Annotated in this window: 20 protein-coding genes; 7 read left to right on the top strand and 13 right to left on the bottom strand. The window is 61.4% G+C overall.

The annotated features are described in order from the left end of the window. Positions 1-35: 35 nt before the first annotated feature. The 4 genes from PspR76_RS19380 (at position 36) to PspR76_RS19365 (ending at position 4,141) form a co-directional block, all read left to right on the top strand. Positions 36-518, top strand: coding sequence for a sigma-70 family RNA polymerase sigma factor (locus PspR76_RS19380; RefSeq protein WP_159957860.1), 483 nt, complete (start codon positions 36-38; stop codon positions 516-518). A gap of 120 nt (positions 519-638) precedes the next feature. Then, on the top strand, positions 639-1,976 hold the full coding sequence (locus PspR76_RS19375; RefSeq protein WP_159957859.1) for a lysine N(6)-hydroxylase/L-ornithine N(5)-oxygenase family protein: 1,338 nt from the start codon (positions 639-641) through the stop codon (positions 1,974-1,976). A gap of 66 nt (positions 1,977-2,042) precedes the next feature. Next, entirely contained in the window at positions 2,043-3,263 is a 1,221-nt protein-coding gene (locus PspR76_RS19370) for a putative DNA modification/repair radical SAM protein (RefSeq protein ID WP_159957857.1), read from the top strand. After that, a complete protein-coding gene (locus PspR76_RS19365) occupies positions 3,260-4,141 on the top strand; it encodes a TIGR03915 family putative DNA repair protein (RefSeq protein WP_159957855.1) in 882 nt (293 codons plus the stop codon). The genes PspR76_RS19370 and PspR76_RS19365 overlap by 4 nt, the downstream gene beginning before the upstream one ends. Before the next feature lie 203 nt (positions 4,142-4,344). On the opposite strand, the gene PspR76_RS19360 is transcribed toward PspR76_RS19365, so the two are convergent. The 7 genes from PspR76_RS19360 to ctlX all read right to left on the bottom strand — a co-directional run bounded on the left by PspR76_RS19360 (position 4,345) and on the right by ctlX (position 10,254). Then, entirely contained in the window at positions 4,345-4,842 is a 498-nt protein-coding gene (locus PspR76_RS19360; RefSeq protein ID WP_029296543.1) for an Lrp/AsnC family transcriptional regulator, read from the bottom strand. A gap of 4 nt (positions 4,843-4,846) precedes the next feature. Continuing rightward, on the bottom strand, positions 4,847-5,686 hold the full coding sequence (locus PspR76_RS19355; RefSeq protein WP_174245641.1) for an ABC transporter ATP-binding protein: 840 nt from the start codon (positions 5,684-5,686) through the stop codon (positions 4,847-4,849). A gap of 3 nt (positions 5,687-5,689) precedes the next feature. Beyond that, entirely contained in the window at positions 5,690-6,403 is a 714-nt protein-coding gene (locus PspR76_RS19350) for an ABC transporter permease (protein WP_159957853.1), read from the bottom strand. Continuing rightward, entirely contained in the window at positions 6,400-7,101 is a 702-nt protein-coding gene (locus tag PspR76_RS19345) for an ABC transporter permease (RefSeq protein ID WP_159957851.1), read from the bottom strand. Before PspR76_RS19345 ends, PspR76_RS19350 begins: the two co-directional genes overlap by 4 nt. A 133-nt stretch (positions 7,102-7,234) precedes the next feature. Then, complete coding sequence (locus tag PspR76_RS19340; RefSeq protein WP_159957849.1) at positions 7,235-8,014, bottom strand: ABC transporter substrate-binding protein; 780 nt, start codon at positions 8,012-8,014, stop codon at positions 7,235-7,237. Positions 8,015-8,269: 255 nt separating this feature from the next. Then, positions 8,270-9,316, bottom strand: a complete 1,047-nt coding sequence (locus tag PspR76_RS19335) for an ornithine cyclodeaminase (RefSeq protein WP_159957847.1) — start codon at positions 9,314-9,316, stop codon at positions 8,270-8,272. Positions 9,317-9,327: 11 nt separating this feature from the next. Continuing rightward, the gene (ctlX, locus tag PspR76_RS19330; RefSeq protein ID WP_159957845.1) at positions 9,328-10,254 is read right to left on the bottom strand and encodes a citrulline utilization hydrolase CtlX; all 927 of its coding nucleotides are present in this window, start codon (positions 10,252-10,254) and stop codon (positions 9,328-9,330) included. Between the two features lie 289 nt (positions 10,255-10,543). Between ctlX and PspR76_RS19325 the strand changes: the two genes are divergently transcribed. Continuing rightward, positions 10,544-11,437, top strand: a complete 894-nt coding sequence (locus PspR76_RS19325) for a GNAT family acetyltransferase (protein ID WP_159957843.1) — start codon at positions 10,544-10,546, stop codon at positions 11,435-11,437. Positions 11,438-11,573: 136 nt separating this feature from the next. On the opposite strand, the gene PspR76_RS19320 is transcribed toward PspR76_RS19325, so the two are convergent. From PspR76_RS19320 to PspR76_RS19300, 5 genes are all read right to left on the bottom strand, one after another. Further along, on the bottom strand, positions 11,574-12,593 hold the full coding sequence (locus PspR76_RS19320; protein ID WP_159957841.1) for a branched-chain amino acid aminotransferase: 1,020 nt from the start codon (positions 12,591-12,593) through the stop codon (positions 11,574-11,576). A 224-nt stretch (positions 12,594-12,817) separates the two neighbouring features. Next, positions 12,818-14,197: a dihydrolipoyl dehydrogenase gene (gene lpdA / locus PspR76_RS19315; protein WP_159957839.1), complete on the bottom strand. Its 1,380-nt coding sequence runs from the start codon at positions 14,195-14,197 to the stop codon at positions 12,818-12,820. A gap of 3 nt (positions 14,198-14,200) precedes the next feature. Then, positions 14,201-15,472: a dihydrolipoamide acetyltransferase family protein gene (locus tag PspR76_RS19310; RefSeq protein WP_159957837.1), complete on the bottom strand. Its 1,272-nt coding sequence runs from the start codon at positions 15,470-15,472 to the stop codon at positions 14,201-14,203. Then, the gene (locus PspR76_RS19305) at positions 15,473-16,531 is read right to left on the bottom strand and encodes an alpha-ketoacid dehydrogenase subunit beta (protein WP_159957835.1); all 1,059 of its coding nucleotides are present in this window, start codon (positions 16,529-16,531) and stop codon (positions 15,473-15,475) included. Position 16,532: 1 nt separating this feature from the next. Then, a complete protein-coding gene (locus tag PspR76_RS19300; protein WP_159957833.1) occupies positions 16,533-17,768 on the bottom strand; it encodes a 3-methyl-2-oxobutanoate dehydrogenase (2-methylpropanoyl-transferring) subunit alpha in 1,236 nt (411 codons plus the stop codon). Between the two features lie 195 nt (positions 17,769-17,963). Between PspR76_RS19300 and bkdR the strand changes: the two genes are divergently transcribed. Then, positions 17,964-18,452, top strand: coding sequence for a Bkd operon transcriptional regulator BkdR (bkdR, locus tag PspR76_RS19295; protein ID WP_106578875.1), 489 nt, complete (start codon positions 17,964-17,966; stop codon positions 18,450-18,452). A gap of 126 nt (positions 18,453-18,578) precedes the next feature. Here the strand turns inward: bkdR and PspR76_RS19290 are convergent, their stop codons facing one another. Then, entirely contained in the window at positions 18,579-19,442 is an 864-nt protein-coding gene (locus PspR76_RS19290) for an MBL fold metallo-hydrolase (RefSeq protein ID WP_159957831.1), read from the bottom strand. Positions 19,443-19,547: 105 nt separating this feature from the next. On the opposite strand from PspR76_RS19290, the gene PspR76_RS19285 reads away from it, so the two are divergent. Next, on the top strand, positions 19,548-19,883 hold the full coding sequence (locus tag PspR76_RS19285; protein ID WP_017136253.1) for an ArsR/SmtB family transcription factor: 336 nt from the start codon (positions 19,548-19,550) through the stop codon (positions 19,881-19,883). Positions 19,884-19,926: the final 43 nt, after the last annotated feature.

The raw sequence follows: 19,926 nt of genomic DNA, 5'->3' as shown, positions 1-19,926 counted from the left end.
GGATCTGATACCGCTTCCCCAGGCGGTCGGGAGTCATGTTGGAAAACTACTATCGCGAGCTGGTGTGTTTCCTCAACGCCAAGCTGGGCAACCGTCAGGTGGCCGAGGATGTGGTGCATGACGCTTATGTCCGGGTGCTGGAGCGCGCAAGCGACACGCCAATCGAACAGCCGCGGGCGTTTTTGTATCGCACGGCGCTGAACCTGGTGATCGACGGCCATCGGCGCAACGCCCTGCGCCAGTCCGAGCCCCTGGAGGTGCTGGACAGCGAAGAGCGTTTCGCCCCCAGTTCACCGCATGCCAGCCACGATCAGGGCCAGCGCCTGGAAATGCTCGAACGCGCCCTGGCCGAGTTGCCGACGGCCTGCCGCGACAGCTTCCTGCTGCGCAAACTCGATGGCCTTTCCCACCCGCAAATCGCCGAACGCCTGAGCATTTCCCGCAGTGTGGTGGAAAAACATATCGTCAACGCCATGAAGCATTGCCGGGTGCGCATGCGTGAGTGGGACGCGCACTGATCACTGATTAGTTAAATTTTATTTCACTGTCCTCGTTTCCTATCAACACATGACCTGTTGTTCAGGTCTTGAAAGGTATTCCCGCCCCACCGCCAAGGGGCTTATCCAGAGGACACTGGAATGACACAGGCAATTGCTTCGCCCGCGGTTCACGACCTGATCGGTATCGGTTTCGGCCCTTCGAACCTGGCGCTGGCCATCGCCCTGCAGGAGCGCGAAAAAGCCCAGGGCAAACTCGATGTGCTGTTTCTCGACAAGCAGGCCGACTACCGCTGGCACGGCAATACCCTGGTGACCCAGAGCGAACTGCAGATTTCGTTCCTCAAGGACCTGGTGACCTTGCGCAACCCCACCAGCCCGTACTCCTTCGTCAATTACCTCAAGGCCCACGACCGGTTGGTGGACTTCATCAACCTGGGCACTTTTTATCCGTGCCGCATGGAATACAACGACTACTTGCGCTGGGTCGCCGGGCAGTTCCAGGCCCAGGCGCGCTACGGTGAGGAAGTGCTGGCCATCGAGCCGATCCTGCAACAGCAGCAGGTTGAAGCGTTGCGCGTGATCTCCCGTGATGCGTCTGGCGAACAGCATGTGCGCACCACCCGTTCGGTGGTGGTCAGCGCCGGTGGTACGCCACGCGTGCCGGAGGCGTTCAAGGCGCTCCGGGATGACGGCCGGGTGTTCCACCACTCCCAATACCTGGCGCGCATGGCCCAGCAGCCGTGTGTTGAAGGCAAGGCGATGCGCATTGCGATCATCGGCGGCGGCCAAAGCGCGGCGGAAGCCTTTATCGACTTGAACGACAGCTTCCCATCGGTGCAGGTCGACATGATCCTGCGCGGTTCGGCGCTGAAGCCGGCCGATGACAGCCCGTTCGTCAACGAAGTGTTTTCACCGGCGTTTACCGACCTGGTATTCCAGCAAGTCGGCGCCGAGCGTGAGCGTCTGGTGGCCGAGTACCAGAACACCAACTATTCGGTGGTGGACCTGGACCTGATCGAGCGAATCTACGGGATTTTCTACCGCCAGAAAGTCTCCGGCGTCGCGCGCCAGGCCTTCCGCACCATGACCGTGGTCGAGAAAGCCAGCGCCAGCCCGCTGGGCATCGAACTGGTGCTGCGCAACAACGCCAACGGCGAAACCAGTGTCAGCCATTACGACGCCGTGATCCTGGCCACCGGGTACGAGCGCCAGATGCACCGCGAACTGCTTGCGCCGCTGGAAGCCTACATGGGCGACTTCGAGGTGGCGCGCGACTATCGCATCGTCACTGATGAGCGCTGCAAGGCCGGGATCTATATCCAGGGGTTCAGCCAGGCCAGCCATGGTTTGAGCGATACGCTGCTGTCGGTGCTGCCGATTCGCGCGGATGAGATTGCGGCGTCGCTGTATGAAAACGATCGCCATCGGGGCAAAGCGCGTTCGGTGCAGGATTTGCTACTCGCCACCGCGAGCTGACAAGCTGCACTTGTGACAGGCAGGGCTGCCTGATACTGTACAAAAAACCAGTATCGGTAGCCCTTCATGCAGTTGATCGAAAAACTCAGCATCCTCGCCGACGCCGCCAAGTACGACGCTTCCTGCGCCAGCAGTGGCGCGCCCAAGCGCAGCTCCGAAGGCAAGGCTGGGCTGGGTTCCATCGATGGCATGGGCATCTGCCACAGCTACACCCCGGACGGCCGCTGCGTCTCGCTGCTCAAGGTGTTGCTGACCAACTTCTGCCTCTACGACTGCCAATACTGCGTCAACCGCCGCTCCAGCGATGTGCCCCGCGCGCGTTTCAGCCCGGAGGAGGTGGTCACCCTGACCCTGGATTTCTACCGGCGCAATTGCGTCAGCGGGCTGTTTCTCAGTTCCGGCATCATCCGTTCGGCCGACTACACCATGGAGCAACTGGTCCGGGTCGCCAAACTCCTGCGCGAAGAGCATGACTTTCGCGGCTATATCCACCTCAAGACCATTCCCGAAGCCGACCCGGCGCTGATCGCCGAGGCCGGGCGTTACGCCGACCGGCTCAGCGTAAATATCGAACTGCCCACCGATGCCAGCCTGCAAACCCTGGCGCCGGAGAAGCAGATCGTCTCGATCAAGCAAGCCATGCAAACCATCTACACCGGTGAGCAAACCGTACTCAACGAGCCGCGCGCGCCGCGTTTCGCCCCGGCCGGGCAAAGTACACAGATGATCGTCGGCGCCGATGACACCGACGACAGCACCATCCTGCACGGCGCCGAGGCGCTGTATGGCAACTTCAAGTTGCGCCGCGTGTATTACTCCGCGTTCAGCCCCATCCCCAACAGCCCGAAAAGCGTGCCCCTGGCCGCGCCACCGCTGATGCGCGAACACCGTTTGTATCAGGCGGATTTCTTGTTGCGCAGCTACGGTTTCAGCGCCAACGAGCTGTTTGAAGGCCCAGGCCACCTGGCGCTGGATATCGACCCCAAACTCGCCTGGGCGCTGGAGCATCGCGAGGTGTTTCCGCTGGACTTGAATCGCGCCGAACCGACCCTGATTGCACGCATCCCCGGCATCGGCCTGCGCACTACCCAGCGCCTGGTCGACCTGCGTCGCGAACGCAAGATCCGTTTCGAAGACCTGGCGCGTATGCGTTGCGTGCTGGCCAAGGCCAAGCCGTTTTTCATCACCAGCGACTACCACCCGCAACAGGCCGACAGCACCAGCGTGTTGCTGCGCGAGCAACTGCGCGACCGCCCGCAGCCGCAACAAATGGGGCTGTGGGGATGATCAGCCTGGAATGCGACAACCTGTTCAGCACCTGGCGCGAACAGGCGCGCTGGCTGCTCAGCCATCAGGTCGACCCCAGCCAGGTGAGTTGGGGCGAGGCGGAGGTGGCGGACCTGTTTGCGACCGACGAGCCGATTCCTGAACAGCTTGGGCCGTTTCAGGCGCGAATTCCCAAGGCGCTGTTGGAGCTGTTGGAATCGGCCGCCTGTTACCACGGCGATCAGCGCTGGAGCCTGTTATATGAGGTGTTGTGGCGAGTCAGCCATGGCGACCGCACCGCGATGCTTGCGGGCGACAAGCTGGGCAGCGAGTTGCAGCGACGGATCAAGCAGGTCAGTCGCGAAGCCCATCATCTGCATGCCTTCGTGCGCTTTATCGCGTTGCCGGCAGAGGCGGGCAGCGAGTTGCCGGAGTATGTGGCGTGGCACGAGCCGGCGCATGACATATTGAAATCAGCCAGCCAGCACTTCGTCGGGCGCATGGGCCGTCATCGCTGGATGATCGCCACGCCCCTGGACGGGGTTTATTACGACGGTGAGCAGTTGATTCATCAACGCGAATGCCCCGAGGCGTGGCGGCAACTGGCGCAAAATGTCGAAGACCCGCACAGCGCCATGTGGCTGACCTACTACAGCCACATCTTCAACCCGGCGCGGTTGAACCCCAAGGTGATGGAAGGGCACTTGCCCAGCCGGTTCTGGAAGAATCTGCCGGAGGGCAAGTTGATTCCGGGGCTGATCAGCGAGGCGCGCACGGGCAAGCAGAAGGATGGGCAGGCGAAGCTGATTGGCGCGCGGCCTGGGAAGAAAATTGTGCACCCCGCCAATGTGGGAGCTGGCTTGCCTGCGATAGCGGTGGGCCAGTCAAATCAAAGTTGACTGATAAACCGCCATCGCAGGCAAGCCAGCTCCCACATGGGGTTTGTGTTGTTGATGATCGTTCCCACGCTCCGCGTGGGAATGCTGCGCCGGACGCTCCGCGTCCGCTTTGAGGTCGTGACGCGGAGCGTCACAGGATGCATTCCCACGCGGAGCGTGGGAACGATCTGCGATCTGTCGATCGGTCTTCTGTGTTTGAGAGATCAGGCCAACTCAGTCGCAGTGTTCTTCACCACTGCCAACTCCGGGTGCGCCACCAATTTATCAATGTGCAACTCGTCGTTGTTCAACCAGGTCTCCGTCAGCACGCGGTAGTGTTCCATGTCCCGGCAGCGCATGCGCAGGCTGTAATCAAACGGCCCGCTGATCAGTTGGCATTCAAACACCTGCGGGCAGGCTTTGACGCAGGCTTCAAAGGCCTTTTGCGCCGAGCGCCCGCTTTGATTGGACAAGGCCACCAGCACCAGCAGTGACAGCCCCGGCGAGACCATCTGCACATCGATGATCGCCCCGTACCCGCGAATCACGCCGCGTCGCTCCAGCTTGCGCACGCGCTCCAGGCAGGGCCTGGGCGTCAGGTGCACCAGCGACGAGAGTTTTTCGTAGGTGATACGCCCCTGGTGCCGCAACACGTCGATGATGGCCTCATCGATGCGATCCAGCGCAGGGGAAGAATGGGGTCCGTTGGCCTTGGTATCCATGAGTTCACTTCAAACGGTTGGAAAGAAATTGCTGCAAGCGTTCGCTGCTGGGGTGGTCGAGGATTTCGGCGCCGCCTTGCTCTTCGACCCGGCCCTGATGCAAAAACAGCACTTGGCTGGACACCTGGCGGGCAAAGCCCATTTCGTGGGTGACCATCAACATGGTACGACCTTCCTCGGCCAACGTCTGTATGACTTTGAGGACTTCTCCTACAAGTTCCGGGTCCAGCGCGGAGGTCGGTTCGTCGAACAGAATGATTTCCGGCTCCATCGCCAGCGCCCGTGCGATGGCCACGCGCTGTTGTTGGCCGCCGGACAGAAACGCCGGGTATTGATCCGCCACACGGCCCGGAAAACCGACTTTGTCCAGGTACATTCGTGCACGTTTTTCAGCCTCTGCCGCGCTCACATTCAGCACGCGGCGCGGGGCCATGGTGATGTTTTCCAACACGGTCATGTGGCTCCACAGGTTGAAGTGCTGGAACACCATGGCCAGGCGCGTGCGCAGGTTCTGCAGTTGCGCCTGGTGCGGCGCGCGGGTGCCGGCGCGGCCTTGCTGCATCTCGATGCTGATGCCGTCGAGGGTGATCACTCCAGCGTCCGGCTGCTCGAGAAAGTTGATGCAACGCAGCATGGTGCTTTTGCCCGAACCGCTGGCGCCGATCAAGCTGATCACATCGCCCTGGCGCGCATTGAGGGATACGCCCTTGAGCACTTCGTGGTCGCCGTAGCGTTTATGAATGCCTTCGACCTGGAGTTTGACGGCTGCCGTGAACGCCTTTGCGGACGGCGCGGTGTGTACATCGGCGGGATAAGTGGCCAGGGCCTGCGCGGACTGATTCATGGGTTAGCCTCGGGTAGGAACAAGAAAACGCATCCAGCGACGTTCGGCCAGTCGAAACAGGCCCACCAGTGCAAAGGACAGCAGCATGTAGAGCAGGGCGGCGATACCGAAGGCCTGGAACGTCAGGAACGTTTCGGCGTTGGCATCGCGGGCCACCTTGAGGATGTCGGCGACGGTGGCGGTGAACGCCAGTGAGGTGGCGTGCAGCATCAGGATTATTTCGTTGCTGTAGGCCGGCAACGCGCGGCGCAGTGCGGCGGGCACCACCACAAACAGGTTGAGCCGCCAGCCGTGCAGGCCGTAGGCGCGCGCCGCTTCGATTTCGCCATGGGGAATATTGCGGATCGCCCCGGCGAAGATTTCCACGGTGTAGGCGCAGGTGTTGAGTACAAACGCCAGCAGGGTGCAGTTCAGCGCGTTACGGAAAAACTGGTTGAGCAGGGCGTTGTCCTGCACCACCTCCAGGCTGTACAGCCCGGTGTAGCAAATCAGCAGCTGGATATACAGCGGCGTGCCGCGAAACAGGTAGGTGTAGACCTCCACCGGCCAGCGCAGCCAGAAGTGCTCCGAGACGCGGGCCAGCGCCAGTGGGATCGACAGCACAAAACCCAGGACCACCGAGATGATAAACAGCCACAGCGTCATGGCGACCCCGGACAAGCCGGCGCCATCGCTGAACAGGTAGGCCAGGCCGTATTGCTGGAACAGTTCGATCATCGCGCCATCCCCTTGATGCCGAGGTTATAGCGCCGCTCGAGGCGCTTGAAGATGCGGTTGGAGAGGGTGGTGATCACCAGGTACACCACGCCGGCGAGGATCAGAAAATACAGTGGCTCGTTGGTGCTCTTGCCGGCGTTTTGCGCAGCCTTGACCAGGTCCGACAGGCCGATGATCGACACCAGCGCAGTGGACTTGAGCAGCACCAGCCAGTTATTGCCCAGGCCCGGCAGCGCAAAGCGCATCAACTGTGGGAACAGCACCAGGTGGAAGCGCTGCCAGCGGCTCAAGCCATAGGCGGTGGCAGCCTCAAGCTGCCCGGCCGGCACACTGAGAATTGCGCCACGAAAGTTTTCGGTGAAATACGCACCGTAGATAAACCCCAGGGTGATCACCCCGGCGGTAAACGGGTCGATTTCGAAGTAGTCCCAGCCGAACACTTCGCTGAGGTCGTTCAGCCACAGTTGCAGGCTGTAGAAAATCAGCAGGATCAGCACCAGGTCCGGCACGCTGCGGATCAGCGTGGTGTACAGCGTGGCCGGCACCCGCAGCCATTTGACGCTGGAGAGCTTGGCGCCGGCCGCAATCAGGCCCAAGGCGAGGCTCAGGGCCAGCGCCAGGAACGCCAATTTGACCGTCATCCAGGCACCCTGGGCGAGCATGGGGCCGTAGCCTTGCAGGTTGAGGAATTCGTTCATGGGAAAGATCTCGATGGAGCACAGAGATTTACTGTGGGAGCTGGCTTGCCTGCGATGACGTTGGGTCAGCTAATACCTCTGCGTCTGATACACCGCTATCGCAGGCAAGCCAGCTCCCACAGGGGACAAGGCGTTACTCGTTGTAGATATCCTGATCGCCGAAGTACTTCTTCTGGATCTGTGCGTAGGTGCCATCGGCCTGCACGGCGGCGATGCCTTTGTTGATCAGCGCGCGCAAGTCTGCGTCGTTTTTGCGCAGGCCCATGGCGATGTCCAGGGGCAGGGTCGGGTCCTTGAAGGCCGGGCCGGTCTTGAAGTCGGCGCCTTCAGGCTTGGACAGGAAGTTGAGCTGCGCTTCGAGCTTGTCGGTCAGGGTGGCGTCGAGGCGGCCGTTTTGCAGGTCGGCGTAGTTCTGTTCCTGGGACTGGTACGCCTTGATCTGCGCGCCGAGCTTGGCCAGGTGCGCGCGGGCATAGGCTTCTTGCAGCGAGCCTTGCAGCACGCCGACCTGTTTGCCTTTCAACGATTCCGGTGTGTCGCCGAAGTCGGCGTTTTTGCGGGTGATCACCGAGGTCGGGCTGAGGAACAGGCGGTCGGTGAAGTCGATGACTTTTTCACGCGCCGGCGTCACGGCCATTGAGGACATGATCGCGTCGAACTTGCGTGCGCGCAGGGCCGGGATCATGCCGTCGAATTCGTTGTGCACCCAGGTGCATTTCACTTCGAGTTTGGCGCAGATCGCATTGCCCAATTCGATATCAAAGCCTTGCAGGCTGCCGTCGGCGGCCACGGATTCGAAGGGCGGGTATTCGGGGAATACGCCGAAGCGGATTTCTTTCCAGTCCTGGGCGTGGGCGGCGCTGGCGCACAAAGGCAACAGCAATGCAGCGAGGAGTGATCGCAGTGGAGTCATGGGGCGTCCCTATATTTTGTAATTGATGTCAGGGCAGTGAAAGGGTGCAGCGTGCATTCATTTGCTGACTCTTTGGTCGGGCTCAGAATGCTTCATGGTGGTGCGTTTTTTGTGTCGTTTACCCGGTGCATAAAGCGCGAATTGCGCTGTTAAAAAGCGCAATGCAGCGGAATCGGCTGCTGCGCGCGCTAAATCGGCTTTTTACCGGTGAAGTTCAGGCCTGCCCTGGGCGCAAAGCGGCAGGCCAGAGCGGTCTCAGGCGCGCTTTTTCTGCTGTGCGCGCGGCTGTTGGGCCAAGCGTGCAAACAGGTCTTTCGGGTCGGCCAGGTCCGGCACCAGTTCGAGTGTGCTGCCCACATCCAACGCGTTGGCCACATCGAACACATAGCGCAGTGCCGAGTAATCTTCGATGGCAAAACCCACCGAGTCGAACAGCGTCACTTGGCGTGCGTTTTCGCGGCCGGGCTTCTGGCCGTTGATGACCTGCCACAGTTCGGTGACTGGCGAATCTTCCGGCATGTGCTGGATTTCGCCTTCGATGCGGCTTTGCGGTTCGTACTCGACGATCACGCGGGCGCGTTCGACGATACGTCGGTCCAGCTCGGTCTTGCCGGGGCAGTCGCCGCCCACGGCATTCAGGTGCATGCCGGGCTCGATCATGTCGTCGGTGAGGATGGTCGCGTAGGCCTTGTCGGCCGTCACGGTGGTGACGATGTCCGCGCCTTTCACCGCTTCGGCGACGCTGCCGGCCAGGATCACTGTGATTGCCGGGAAGGCCTTGAGGTTGGCAGCCAGTTTGGCGGTGGCCTTGGCGTCGATGTCGAACAGGCGGATTTCGTTGATGCCGAGCATGGCGTGGAAGGCCAGGGCCTGGAACTCGCTTTGCGAGCCGTTGCCGATCAGCGCCATGCTGCGGCTGTTGTCGCGCGCCAGGTAACGAGCCACCAACGCCGAGGTGGCGGCAGTGCGGATGGCGGTGGTCAGGGTCATTTCCGCCAGCAATACGGGTTTGCCGGTGTCCACGTCGCCCAGCGCGCCGAAGGCCATCACCGTGAGCATGCCGGCCAGGGTGTTCTTGGGGTGGCCGTTGACATACTTGAACGCGTACAGCGAGGCGTCGGACACCGGCATCAGCTCGATCACGCCATCCGGCGAGTGGTTGGCCAGGCGCGCGCATTTTTCGAAATCCTGCCAGCGCAGGTAGTCGGCGCGGATGTACTCGGCCATTTCGGTGATGCAGGTTTGCAGGCCTTTTTGCGAGACCAGATAGCTGAGATCGTTGACGTCGATATAACGGGTCATGGCAAGACTCCTTATTGAAATGAGGGGCGGGCAGGCAGGTGCACTTCCGCCAACATGCAGCGGGCACTGCCGCCGCCGATGCGTTCGATGTTGTCGATGTTCACCACCACCGGGCGGGTGTGGCGTTCCACCTGTTGGCGCTGGGCAGGGTGCAAGGCGCCCCAGGCGCTGGCGGACATCACCAGCAGCGGCTGGCCGTCGCGGTCGTGGACTTCGAGCATGTTGCCGGCGAAGGCTTCGAGCTGGTTGAAGTCGAGGGCGAGGATGTCTTTGCCGGTGTCGCGCAGTGAGCGTTCCAGGCCCATGCGTTCGCTCGCGTCGGGCAAGGCTTGCAGGCACACCACCGAGAGGTCGCGGCCGACGCTCATCATCACGTTGCTGTGGTAGATCGGCGCGTGATGGCGGTCGACGGCGTGGAACACGCAGAGTTGGTAGTCGAGGCGTTCGGCGAACTGGCGCAGGGCGTCCTGGTGGGTGCGCCCGGAGTGGCAGGCGTAGCTGATGCGATGCTGGCGGTCGAGCACCATGCTGCCGGTGCCTTCGAGGAAGATGTTCTGTTGTTCGAGGTGGCTGAGGTCGATGGTGTGGTGGATCGCAAAGCGCTGCTCCAGTACTTGCAGCACGCCTTTGTCGCGCTCCAGGCGTCGGTTCTGGCCTTCCATCGGGTACAGCACCAGGCTACCGTCGGCGTGGCTGCTCCACCAGTTGTTGGGGAAGATCGAGTCGGGGGTGTGGGGCGCGGGAGTGTCCTGGACCACCAGCACTTCGACGCCGTGTTGGCGCAGGGTGTCGACGTAGCCGTCAAATTCTTCCAGCGCTTTGTGCTGCGCGCTGAGTGGGTCGAGGGGCGGGCGCTGGAAGCGGTTGTTGATCGCGGTGTCCGGGTTGAAGGCAAAGCGCGCCGGGCGAATCATCAGGACAGTGTTTGTTGTTTGCATGGGTGCACGGGTCCATGGGGGGGCTGAGCTGTGGGGGTATTTTGTGCGTTGTGGTGGGGGAATCCCGGCTGAAACAGAGGGGCGGCTCAGCCGGGAAAGCTGAAAAGTGGGGTGGGGCAGCCGAATCGGCTGGAGAGGTTGGAATGAGGTCAAACTGTGGGAGCGGGCTTGCTCGCGAAGGCGGTGGGTCAGGTTCAGATGCATTGGCAGGAAGACTGCATTCGCGAGCAAGCCCGCTCCCACATTGGTATTGTTGCGTCTGTTGTAACGCCGTCAGCCAGGAGGAATCATGTCTACCGCTGTTCGTCTTGCCCAAACCACCGATGCCGAAGGGATCAGCCAGGTCATCCTGGCTGCCTTGCACAGCAGTAATGCGCGGGATTACCCGGCGGAGGTGATTGCTCGGGTCGCGAGTAATTTTACGCCTGACGCTGTGCTGGCTTTGCTCCAGCGGCGGGTGGTGCTGGTGGCGGTTCAGGAGCAGGTGATCGTCGCCACTGCGGCACTCGACGGCAATGTGGTGCGCTCGGTGTTCGTCAACCCGGCGCTGCAAGGGCAGGGGATTGGGCGGCTGTTGATGATCGAGATCGAACTGCGTGCCCGCGAAGCCGGGGTGACGGTCTTGAGCGTGCCGTCTTCGCTGACGGCCGAGCCGTTCTATACCAAGCTGGGGTTCAACGCGGTGCGCAATGTCTACCACGGCAACGAGCGCACGTTGGTGATGGAGAAGGCGTTGTTATCTCGCCATCCCATTGGGCCGTATCGCGACCGTCAGCACCGCGCGCAAGTGGTGGCCCTGTGGCAGGAGGCGTTTGGCTATGACACCGCGCACAACCTGCCGACGTTGGCGATTGATAAGAAACTGGCGGTCAACGATGGCTTGTTCTTTGTGGCGACGGATAAAAAAGCCGTGGTCGGCAGCATTCTTGCCGGCTACGACGGGCATCGTGGCTGGCTGTATTCGGTGGCGGTGCACAGCGATTATCGGCGGCAGGGTTTGGGCGCGTCGTTGGTGCGGCATGCCGAGCAGGCGTTGACGGCGCTGGGGTGCATGAAGATCAATTTGCAGATTACTGGCGGGAATGACGCGGTGGTGGGGTTTTACGAGGCGTTGGGGTATGGGGTGGAGCCGAGGATTAGTATGGGGAAGAAGATTGGCGTGAATATCCCAAAAAACGTGTGAGAACACCCAAACCAACTGTGGGAGCTGGCTTGCCTGCGATGGCGGTGGGTCAGTCAACTTGTTTAGTCACTGATAGACCGCTATCGCAGGCAAGCCAGCTCCCACATGGGTTTTGTGGTGTGGCTGGCTTTTGGGTTTAGACCTTGACGATCCAGCCTTCTGGCGCTTCGACGTCGCCGGTTTGCACGCCGGTCAGCTCTTTGTAGAGCGCCTGGGTGATCGTGCCCACTTCGGTTTCGCTGTGGAACACGTGCAGTTTGCCGTTGTACTGGATGCCGCCGATCGGCGAGATCACGGCAGCCGTGCCGCAGGCACCGGCTTCCTTGAACTGATCCAGTTTGTCGATGAACACTTCGCCCTCGACCACTTTCAGGCCCAGGCGCGACTGGGCCAGTTCGATCAGCGACAGGCGGGTGATGCCTGGCAGCACCGAAGGCGACTTCGGCGTGATGAACTGGTTGTCGTGGGTGATCCCGAAGAAGTTGGCCGAACCGACTTCTTCGATTTTCGAATGGGTCATCGGGTCCAGGTAGATCGCGTCGGCGAAACCGGATTTCTTCGCTTCAGCGCCCGGCATCAGGCTGGCGGCGTAGTTGCCACCGACCTTGGCGGCACCGGTGCCTTGTGGCGCGGCGCGGTCGAAGGTGGAAATCTGGAAGTTGTGGGGCACCAGGCCGCCTTTGAAGTAGGCGCCGACCGGGATGGCGAAGACCGAGAAGATGAACTCCGGCGCGGTCCGCACGCCGATGTTGTCACCGGTGCCGATCACGAACGGGCGCAGGTACAGCGCACCGCCGCTGCCGTACGGCGGGATGAACCGCTCGTTGGCCTTGACCACTTGTTTGCAGGCGTCGATGAAGTCTTCGGTCGACACGTGCGGCATCAGCAGGCGTGCACAGCTGCGCTGCATGCGTGCGGCGTTCTGGTCCGGGCGGAACAGGTTGATCGAACCGTCTTTGCAACGGTAGGCCTTGAGGCCTTCAAAGCATTGCTGGCCATAGTGCAGGGCAGTCGAGCCCTCGCTGATGTGCAGCACGTTGTCGTCGGTCAGGGTGCCTGCTTGCCATTCGCCGTTTTTCCAGACTTGGAGAAACCGCTTGTCGGTCTTGATGTAGTCAAAACCCAGCTTGTCCCAATTGATGCTTTCGTTACCCATGACACCCTCTATCTCTGGTCAACCGCCTGGTCGAAGGCAGGCTTGTCGGTTTTTTTCTGGATGGGCGCAACAATACTTCATTCTTGGCCGGTGTGGGAGCGGGTGGGCGGGCCATTCGGCATGTGCGTTGGCTGATCCGCCGCTATCGCAGGCAAGCCAGCTCCCACATTTGCAATGCATTCCCCTGTGGGAGCTGGCTTGCCTGCGATGGCCTCACCGCGGTTTTACAGGTGCAGCGCGTGGCCCAAAGCTCTTAAAGCGGCTTCCTGTACCGCTTCGCCGAGCGTCGGATGGGCGTGGATGGTGCCGGCCACGTCTTCCAGGCGCGAGCCCATTTCCAGGCTCAGGCCGAAGGCCGTGGACAGCTCGGACACGCCAACGCCCACCGCTTGCCAGCCGACGATCAGGTGGTTGTCACGCCGCGCCACCACGCGCACGAAGCCGGTTTTCGACTCCAGGGTCATCGCCCGGCCATTGGCCGCGAACGGGAAGCTCGACACGATGCAGTCCAGGCCGGCGGCCTTGGCTTCGTCCGGGGTCTTGCCGAGCACCACCAGTTCCGGGTCGGTAAAGCACACCGCCGGGATCGCTGCCGGGTTGAATTCGCGGGACTTGCCGCTGATCAGTTCGGCAACCATTTCGCCCTGGGCCATGGCCCGGTGCGCCAGCATCGGCTCGCCACTCAGGTCACCAATGGCGTACACATTGCGCATGCTGGTCTGGCAACGGCTGTCGATCTTGATCGCCGAACCGTTCATGTCCAGGTTCAGCGCTTCGAGATTCCAGCCCTGGGTGTTGGGTTTGCGGCCCACGGCCACCAGCACTTGATCGGTTTCCAGCGACAAGGTGTCGCCATTCGGTTCGCGCACTTGCAGGCAGTTGTTTTCAAAGCCAGTGACGCTGTGCTTGAGGTACAGCTTTACGCCCAATTGCTTGAGGGATTCGGCCACCGGCAATGTCAGCTCGGCGTCGTAGGCGGGCAGGATATGTTCCTGCGCCTCGACCACACTGACCTCGGCGCCGAGCTTGCGGTAGGCAATGCCCAGCTCCAGGCCGATATAGCCGCCGCCGACCACAATCAGGCGCTTGGGCACACGGGTGGGCGCCAGCGCTTCGGTGGAGGAGATGATCGGCCCGCCAATCGGCAACGTCGGCAGGTTGACGCTTTTCGAACCGGTGGCCAACAGCAGGTGATCGCATTGGATACGCTGGTTGCCGACGTCGACGGTCTTGCCGTCGACCACCTTGGCCCAGCCGTGGATCACTTGCACTTTGTGCTTCTTCAACAGCGCAGCGACGCCGGTGGTCAGGCGGTCGACGATGCCGTCTTTCCATTCCACGCTTTTGCGAATGTCCAGCGTCGGCACATCCACTTCGATGCCCAACTGCGAGCCCTGGCTGTGGTGCACGGTTTGCTGGAACTGCTCGGCCACGTGGATCAAGGCTTTGGAGGGAATGCAGCCGATATTCAAGCAGGTGCCGCCCAACGCCTGGCCTTCGACCAGAATGGTCGGGATGCCCAACTGACCGGCGCGAATGGCCGCCACATAACCGCCAGGGCCGCCGCCGATAATCAGCAGCGTGGTGTTCAATGTCTCAGACATGCCTTACTCCAAAAACAGGCTGGCGGGTTGTTCGAGCAGGCCGCGAATGGCCTGGATGAATTGCGCCGCGTCCATGCCATCGACCACGCGGTGATCGAAGGAGCTGGAGAGGTTCATCATCTTGCGGACCACGATCTGGCCCTTGATCACCATCGGCCGCTCAACAATGCGGTTGACGCCGACGATGGCCACTTCCGGCAGGTTCAGCACCGGCGTGCTGACAATGCCGCCCAAGGCACCCAGGCTGGTCAATGTAATCGTCGAGCCCGACAGCTCATCGCGGCTGGCCTTGCCATTGCGTGCGGCAGTGGCCAAGCGCGCGATTTCCTCGGCGTTGCCCCACAGGCTGCGGGCTTCGGCGTGACGCACCACCGGCACCATCAGGCCGACGTCGCTCTGGGTGGCGACGCCTACATGCACCGCGCCGAGGCGGGTGATGACCTGGTTTTCGTCGTCATACCGTGCGTTGATCTGCGGGAAGTCGCGCAACGCCACGACCATGGCGCGCACGATAAATGGCAACAAGGTCAGCTTGCCGCGTGTAGCACCGTGTTTCTCATTGAGGTGCACGCGCAGCTCGTCGAGGGCGGTAACGTCGATCTCTTCCACATAGCTGAAATGCGCGGCGCGCCGGGTGGCGTCCTGCATGCGCTGGGCGATCTTGCGGCGCATGCCGATCACCGGGATTTGCTCTTCGTTGTTGCGCTCGGCGTAAGGGTTGGCGGCCGTTGATTTTTTGCCCGGACGATCGAGCAAGAAAGCCTCCAAATCTTCGTGCAAAATCCGGCCCGCCGGACCAGAGCCCTGGACCAGGCGTAGCTGGATGCCAGCATCCAACGCATGTTTGCGTACAGCCGGAGAGGCCAGCGGACGTTCGTCGGCTTCACGGGCCACCGGGGCTTGCGCCTGGGTCGCCTGAGGTTTTGTCACTGCTGGCGCGGGCTTGCTTTCAACCGGCGCGGGCTTGGCTTCAACCACCGGCGCCGCCTTCGCAGGAGCCGCCACTGGCGGTACATCCTTGGCGTTGCCCGCGCCTTCCACTTCAATGCTGATCAAAATACTGCCCACGGCCATGACTTCGCCTGGCTCGCCGCCGAGGGAAATCACTTTGCCGTGCACCGGCGAGGGAATGTCCACCATCGCCTTGTCGGTCATCACATCCGCCAGCACCTGGTCTTCAACCACCAGGTCGCCGACCTTTACATGCCATACCGACAGTTCAACTTCTGCAATGCCTTCGCCAATGTCCGGCATCTTGATAACGTGCGTGCCCATTCAGACCTCCATGACCCGTTTCAACGCCGCGCCCACGCGGGACGGCCCTGGGAAATACGCCCACTCTTGCGCGTGCGGATAGGGCGTGTCCCAGCCGGTGACGCGTTCGATTGGCGCTTCCAGGTGGTGGAAGCAATGCTCTTGCACCAGCGACACCAGCTCGGCGCCAAAGCCGCAGGTGCGCGTGGCTTCGTGCACCACCACGCAACGGCCGGTCTTTTTCACCGACTTGACGATGGTTTCCAGGTCCAGTGGCCACAGGCTGCGCAGGTCGATGACCTCGGCGTCGATGCCGGTTTCTTCGGCAGCAACTTGCGACACATACACGGTGGTGCCGTAGGTCAGCACGGTGACCGCCGAGCCCGGACGGACGATGGCGGCCACGTCCAGCGGTACGGTGTAGTAACCGTCCGGCACTTGCGCTTGCGGGTGTTTCGACCACGGCGTCACCGGGCGGTCGTGATGGCCATCGAACGGGCCGTTGTACAGGCGCTTGGGCTCCAGGAAGATCACCGGGTCATCGTTTTCGATGGAGGCAATGAGCAGGCCTTTGGCGTCGTACGGGTTGGACGGCATTACCGTGCGCAGGCCGCAAACCTGGGTGAACACCGCTTCGATACTCTGGCTGTGGGTCTGGCCGCCGTAGATGCCGCCGCCGCAGGGCATGCGCATGGTCAGCGGCGCGGTGAACTGGCCGGCCGAGCGATAACGCAGGCGAGCGGCTTCGGAGATGATCTGGTCGGTGGCGGGGTAGACGTAGTCGGCGAACTGGATTTCCGCCACCGGGCGCAGGCCGTAGGCGCCCATGCCCACCGCCACGCCGACGATGCCGCTTTCCGAGATCGGCGCGTCAAACACCCGCGAGCTGCCGTATTTGTTCTGCAAGCCTTCGGTGCAACGGAACACGCCGCCGAAGTAACCGACGTCCTGGCCGAACACCACCACGTTATCGTCACGTTCGAGCATCACGTCCATGGCCGAGCGCAGGGCCTGGATCATGGTCATGGTGGTGGTGGTCATGGCGGTTTCCAGTTCAATACTGTTGTTGTGATCGTTCATCTCAGATCCCCAACTCTTGACGCTGGCGCTTCAAATGCTCCGGCATCTCTTTATAGACGTCTTCGAACATGGTCGCGGCGCTTGGAATCTGGCCACCGGCCAGGGTGCCGTACTGTTCGGCTTCCTTTTGTGCCTTGACCACTTCGGCCTCAAGTTCGGCGCTGACCGCCGCGTGTTCCTCTTCGGACCACTGGCCAATCTTGATCAGGTGCTGCTTGAGACGGGCAATCGGGTCGCCCAACGGGAAGTGGCTCCAGTCATCGGCCGGGCGATATTTCGACGGGTCATCGGAGGTGGAGTGCGGGCCGGCGCGGTAGGTGACCCACTCAATCAGGGTTGGCCCAAGGTTGCGGCGCGCGCGCTCGGCAGCCCAGGCGGAGGCGGCGTACACCGCGATAAAGTCGTTGCCGTCCACGCGCAGGGAGGCGATGCCGCAACCGACGCCGCGTCCGGCGAAGGTGGTGGCTTCACCACCGGCGATGGCCTGGAAGGTGGAGATTGCCCACTGGTTGTTGACCACGTTGAGAATCACCGGCGCGCGGTACACGTGAGCGAAGGTGAGGGCGGTGTGGAAGTCGGATTCGGCGGTGGCGCCGTCGCCGATCCAGGCCGAGGCGATTTTGGTGTCGCCCTTGATCGCCGAGGCCATGCCCCAGCCCACGCCTTGTACGAATTGGGTGGCGAGGTTGCCGGAAATGGTGAAGAAACCGGCGTCCTTGACCGAATACATGATCGGCAGCTGGCGACCCTTGAGCGGGTCGCGCTCGTTGGACAGCAGTTGGCAGATCAGGTCTACCAGCGGCACTTCGCGGGCCATCAGGATGCTTTGCTGGCGGTAGGTGGGGAAGCACATGTCGTCGATGTTCAAGGCCAGGGCCTGGGCGCTGCCGATGGCTTCTTCGCCAAGGCTTTGCATGTAGAACGACATTTTTTTCTGACGCTGGGCGACCACCATGCGGTTGTCGAAGATCCGCGTCTTGAGCATGGCGCGCATGCCTTTGCGCAGGATCTCGACGGGAACGCCTTCGGCCCATGGGCCAAGGGCCTGGCCCTGGTCGTCGAGCACGCGGATCAGGCCTTTGGCGAGGTCGGCGGTGTCGGCGGGTTCTACGTCGATGGCGGGTTTGCGCACCGTACCTGCGTCAGTCAGGCGCAGGTAGGTAAAGTCGGTCTTGCAGCCTGGGCGGCCCGAGGGTTCGGGCACGTGCAGGCGCAGTGGGTCGTACTGCTGGGTCATGGCTTTCTACGCTCTATCTTGTGAATTTCTTGTAGTGGGCGCGCTAGCTGACAGTCAGTCTCCGGATAGGAGAAATCTTGTCCTACAACAATCATAGGCGTGGCGTAGAAGAATATTTATCTCTGTTTCGTTGCGCTCGCGATCATTTGCGGATAAAAAAACTGCATAACCATAATAAACAGGTGATTTTGTCTCATGCGTAAACTGGACCGTACCGATATTGGCATTCTCAACGCCCTGCAGGAGAACGCCCGCATCACCAACGCCGACCTGGCTCGCTCGGTCAACCTGTCGCCCACGCCGTGTTTCAACCGGGTCAAGGCGATGGAAGAACTGGGCCTGATTCGCGACCAGGTCACGCTGCTCGACGCCGACCTGCTGGGCCTGCACGTCAACGTGTTCATCCATGTAAGCCTGGAAAAGCAGAACGAGCTGGCATTGCAGCAGTTCGAAGGCGCGATCTCGGACCGCCCGGAAGTGATGGAGTGCTACCTGATGGCCGGCGACCCGGACTACCTGATCCGCGTGCTGGTGCCGACCATCCAGTCGCTGGAGCGCTTCATGATGGATTTTCTGACCAAAGTGCCGGGGGTGGCCAACATCCGCTCAAGCTTTGCGCTCAAGCAAGTGCGCTATAAGACGGCGTTGCCCTTGCCAGCCAACGGCATCAGCCTCGGTACATGACCTCAGCCGCGCCGCTGTAAAAATGTGGGAGCGGGCTTGCTCGCGAAAGCGGTGTACCAGGCACAGAATTAGTTGACTGACCCACCGCTTTCGCGAGCAAGCCCGCTCCCACATTAAGATCCCATTTCAAAGTTGGTTAAGCGGAATCTTCAGGTAAACCACCCCATTCTCCTCCGCCGGCGGCATATGCCCCGCCCGCACATTCACCTGAATCGCCGGCAGCAACAACGTCGGCATCCCCAACCCGGCATCACGTTGCGTGCGCATCGCCACAAACGCCGCCTCATCCACCCCGTTATGCACATGAATATTCCCCGCGCGCTGTTCAGCGACGGTGGTCAGGCACTTGGCCTCCCGGCCTTCGGGCGGGTAGTCATGGCACACGTACAGCTCGGTCTCCACAGGGAAGGCCAGCAACTTGCGCATCGACGCATACAACTGCCGCGCATCGCCGCCAGGAAAGTCGCAGCGCGCCGTACCCACATCGGGCATGAACAGCGTGTCACCCACCAGAATCAAGCGATCTTCGATCAGGTAGGCCATGTCCGCCGGAGTATGCCCCGGCACATGCAGCGCCTGGGCTTTGAGGTTGCCGATATAAAAGACCTCGTCCGGCGCAAACAAATGGTCGAACTGCGAACCATCGACGCGAAACGCCGGTTCCAGGTTGAACAAATTCTTGAACACGCCCTGGACCTTGCTGATCGACTGACCAATCGCGATTTTGCCGCCCAACGTGCGCCGCAGGTAAGGCGCGGCGGACAGGTGATCGGCATGGGCGTGGGTTTCCAGCAGCCATTGCACCTGCAAGCCGTACTCACGCACAAAGGCGATGACTTTGTCGGCTTGGGCTGTGTCGGTGCGCCCCGAGGCCGGGTCGTAATTGAGCACCGAGTCGACAATGGCGCATGGACCGCCGTCATTTTCATGGATGACGTAGGTGAAGGTCGACGATGCCTCGTCCAGAAAGGCGTGGATCAACGCTGGCATGGCGGCTGTCCCTGTTTAAAAAAATACGATGAAAAAAGTGGTTACAATCAGTTTACGTTTACACATAATGTTTTGAGCTTAAGTGACGTAAAGGACCCGAAGCAAATGGAATCTACTCTGAGTGAGGGCGAAGTCGCCCAGTTGCGCGCATCGGCGTCCAAGGCCTGCTCCTTGCTCAAGGCGCTGGCCAACGAGGATCGTTTATTGATTCTGTGCCAGTTGACCCAGGGTGAGCGCAATGTTGGCGAATTGGAAACCATGACCGGCGTAAGACAGCCTACGCTGTCACAACAGTTGGGCATTTTGCGCGACGAAGGGTTGGTCGCCACCCGTCGGGAAGGCAAATACATTTTCTACGGGCTGGCCAGCCATGAAGTGATTCAAGTAATGAAGACCCTCTCCGGGCTGTACTGCGGTGCGGTCATCAAAAGCTGGGCGTGACGCCATCCGGCAGCGGCCCTTGTGTGCATGTATAAAAAGGCGA

Origin of the sequence: Pseudomonas sp. R76 (assembly GCF_009834565.1) — a bacterium.
Taxonomy (GTDB): domain Bacteria; phylum Pseudomonadota; class Gammaproteobacteria; order Pseudomonadales; family Pseudomonadaceae; genus Aquipseudomonas.
Note: the sequence above shows the minus strand (reverse complement) of the source record. Positions and strands in the feature narration are given on the sequence as shown.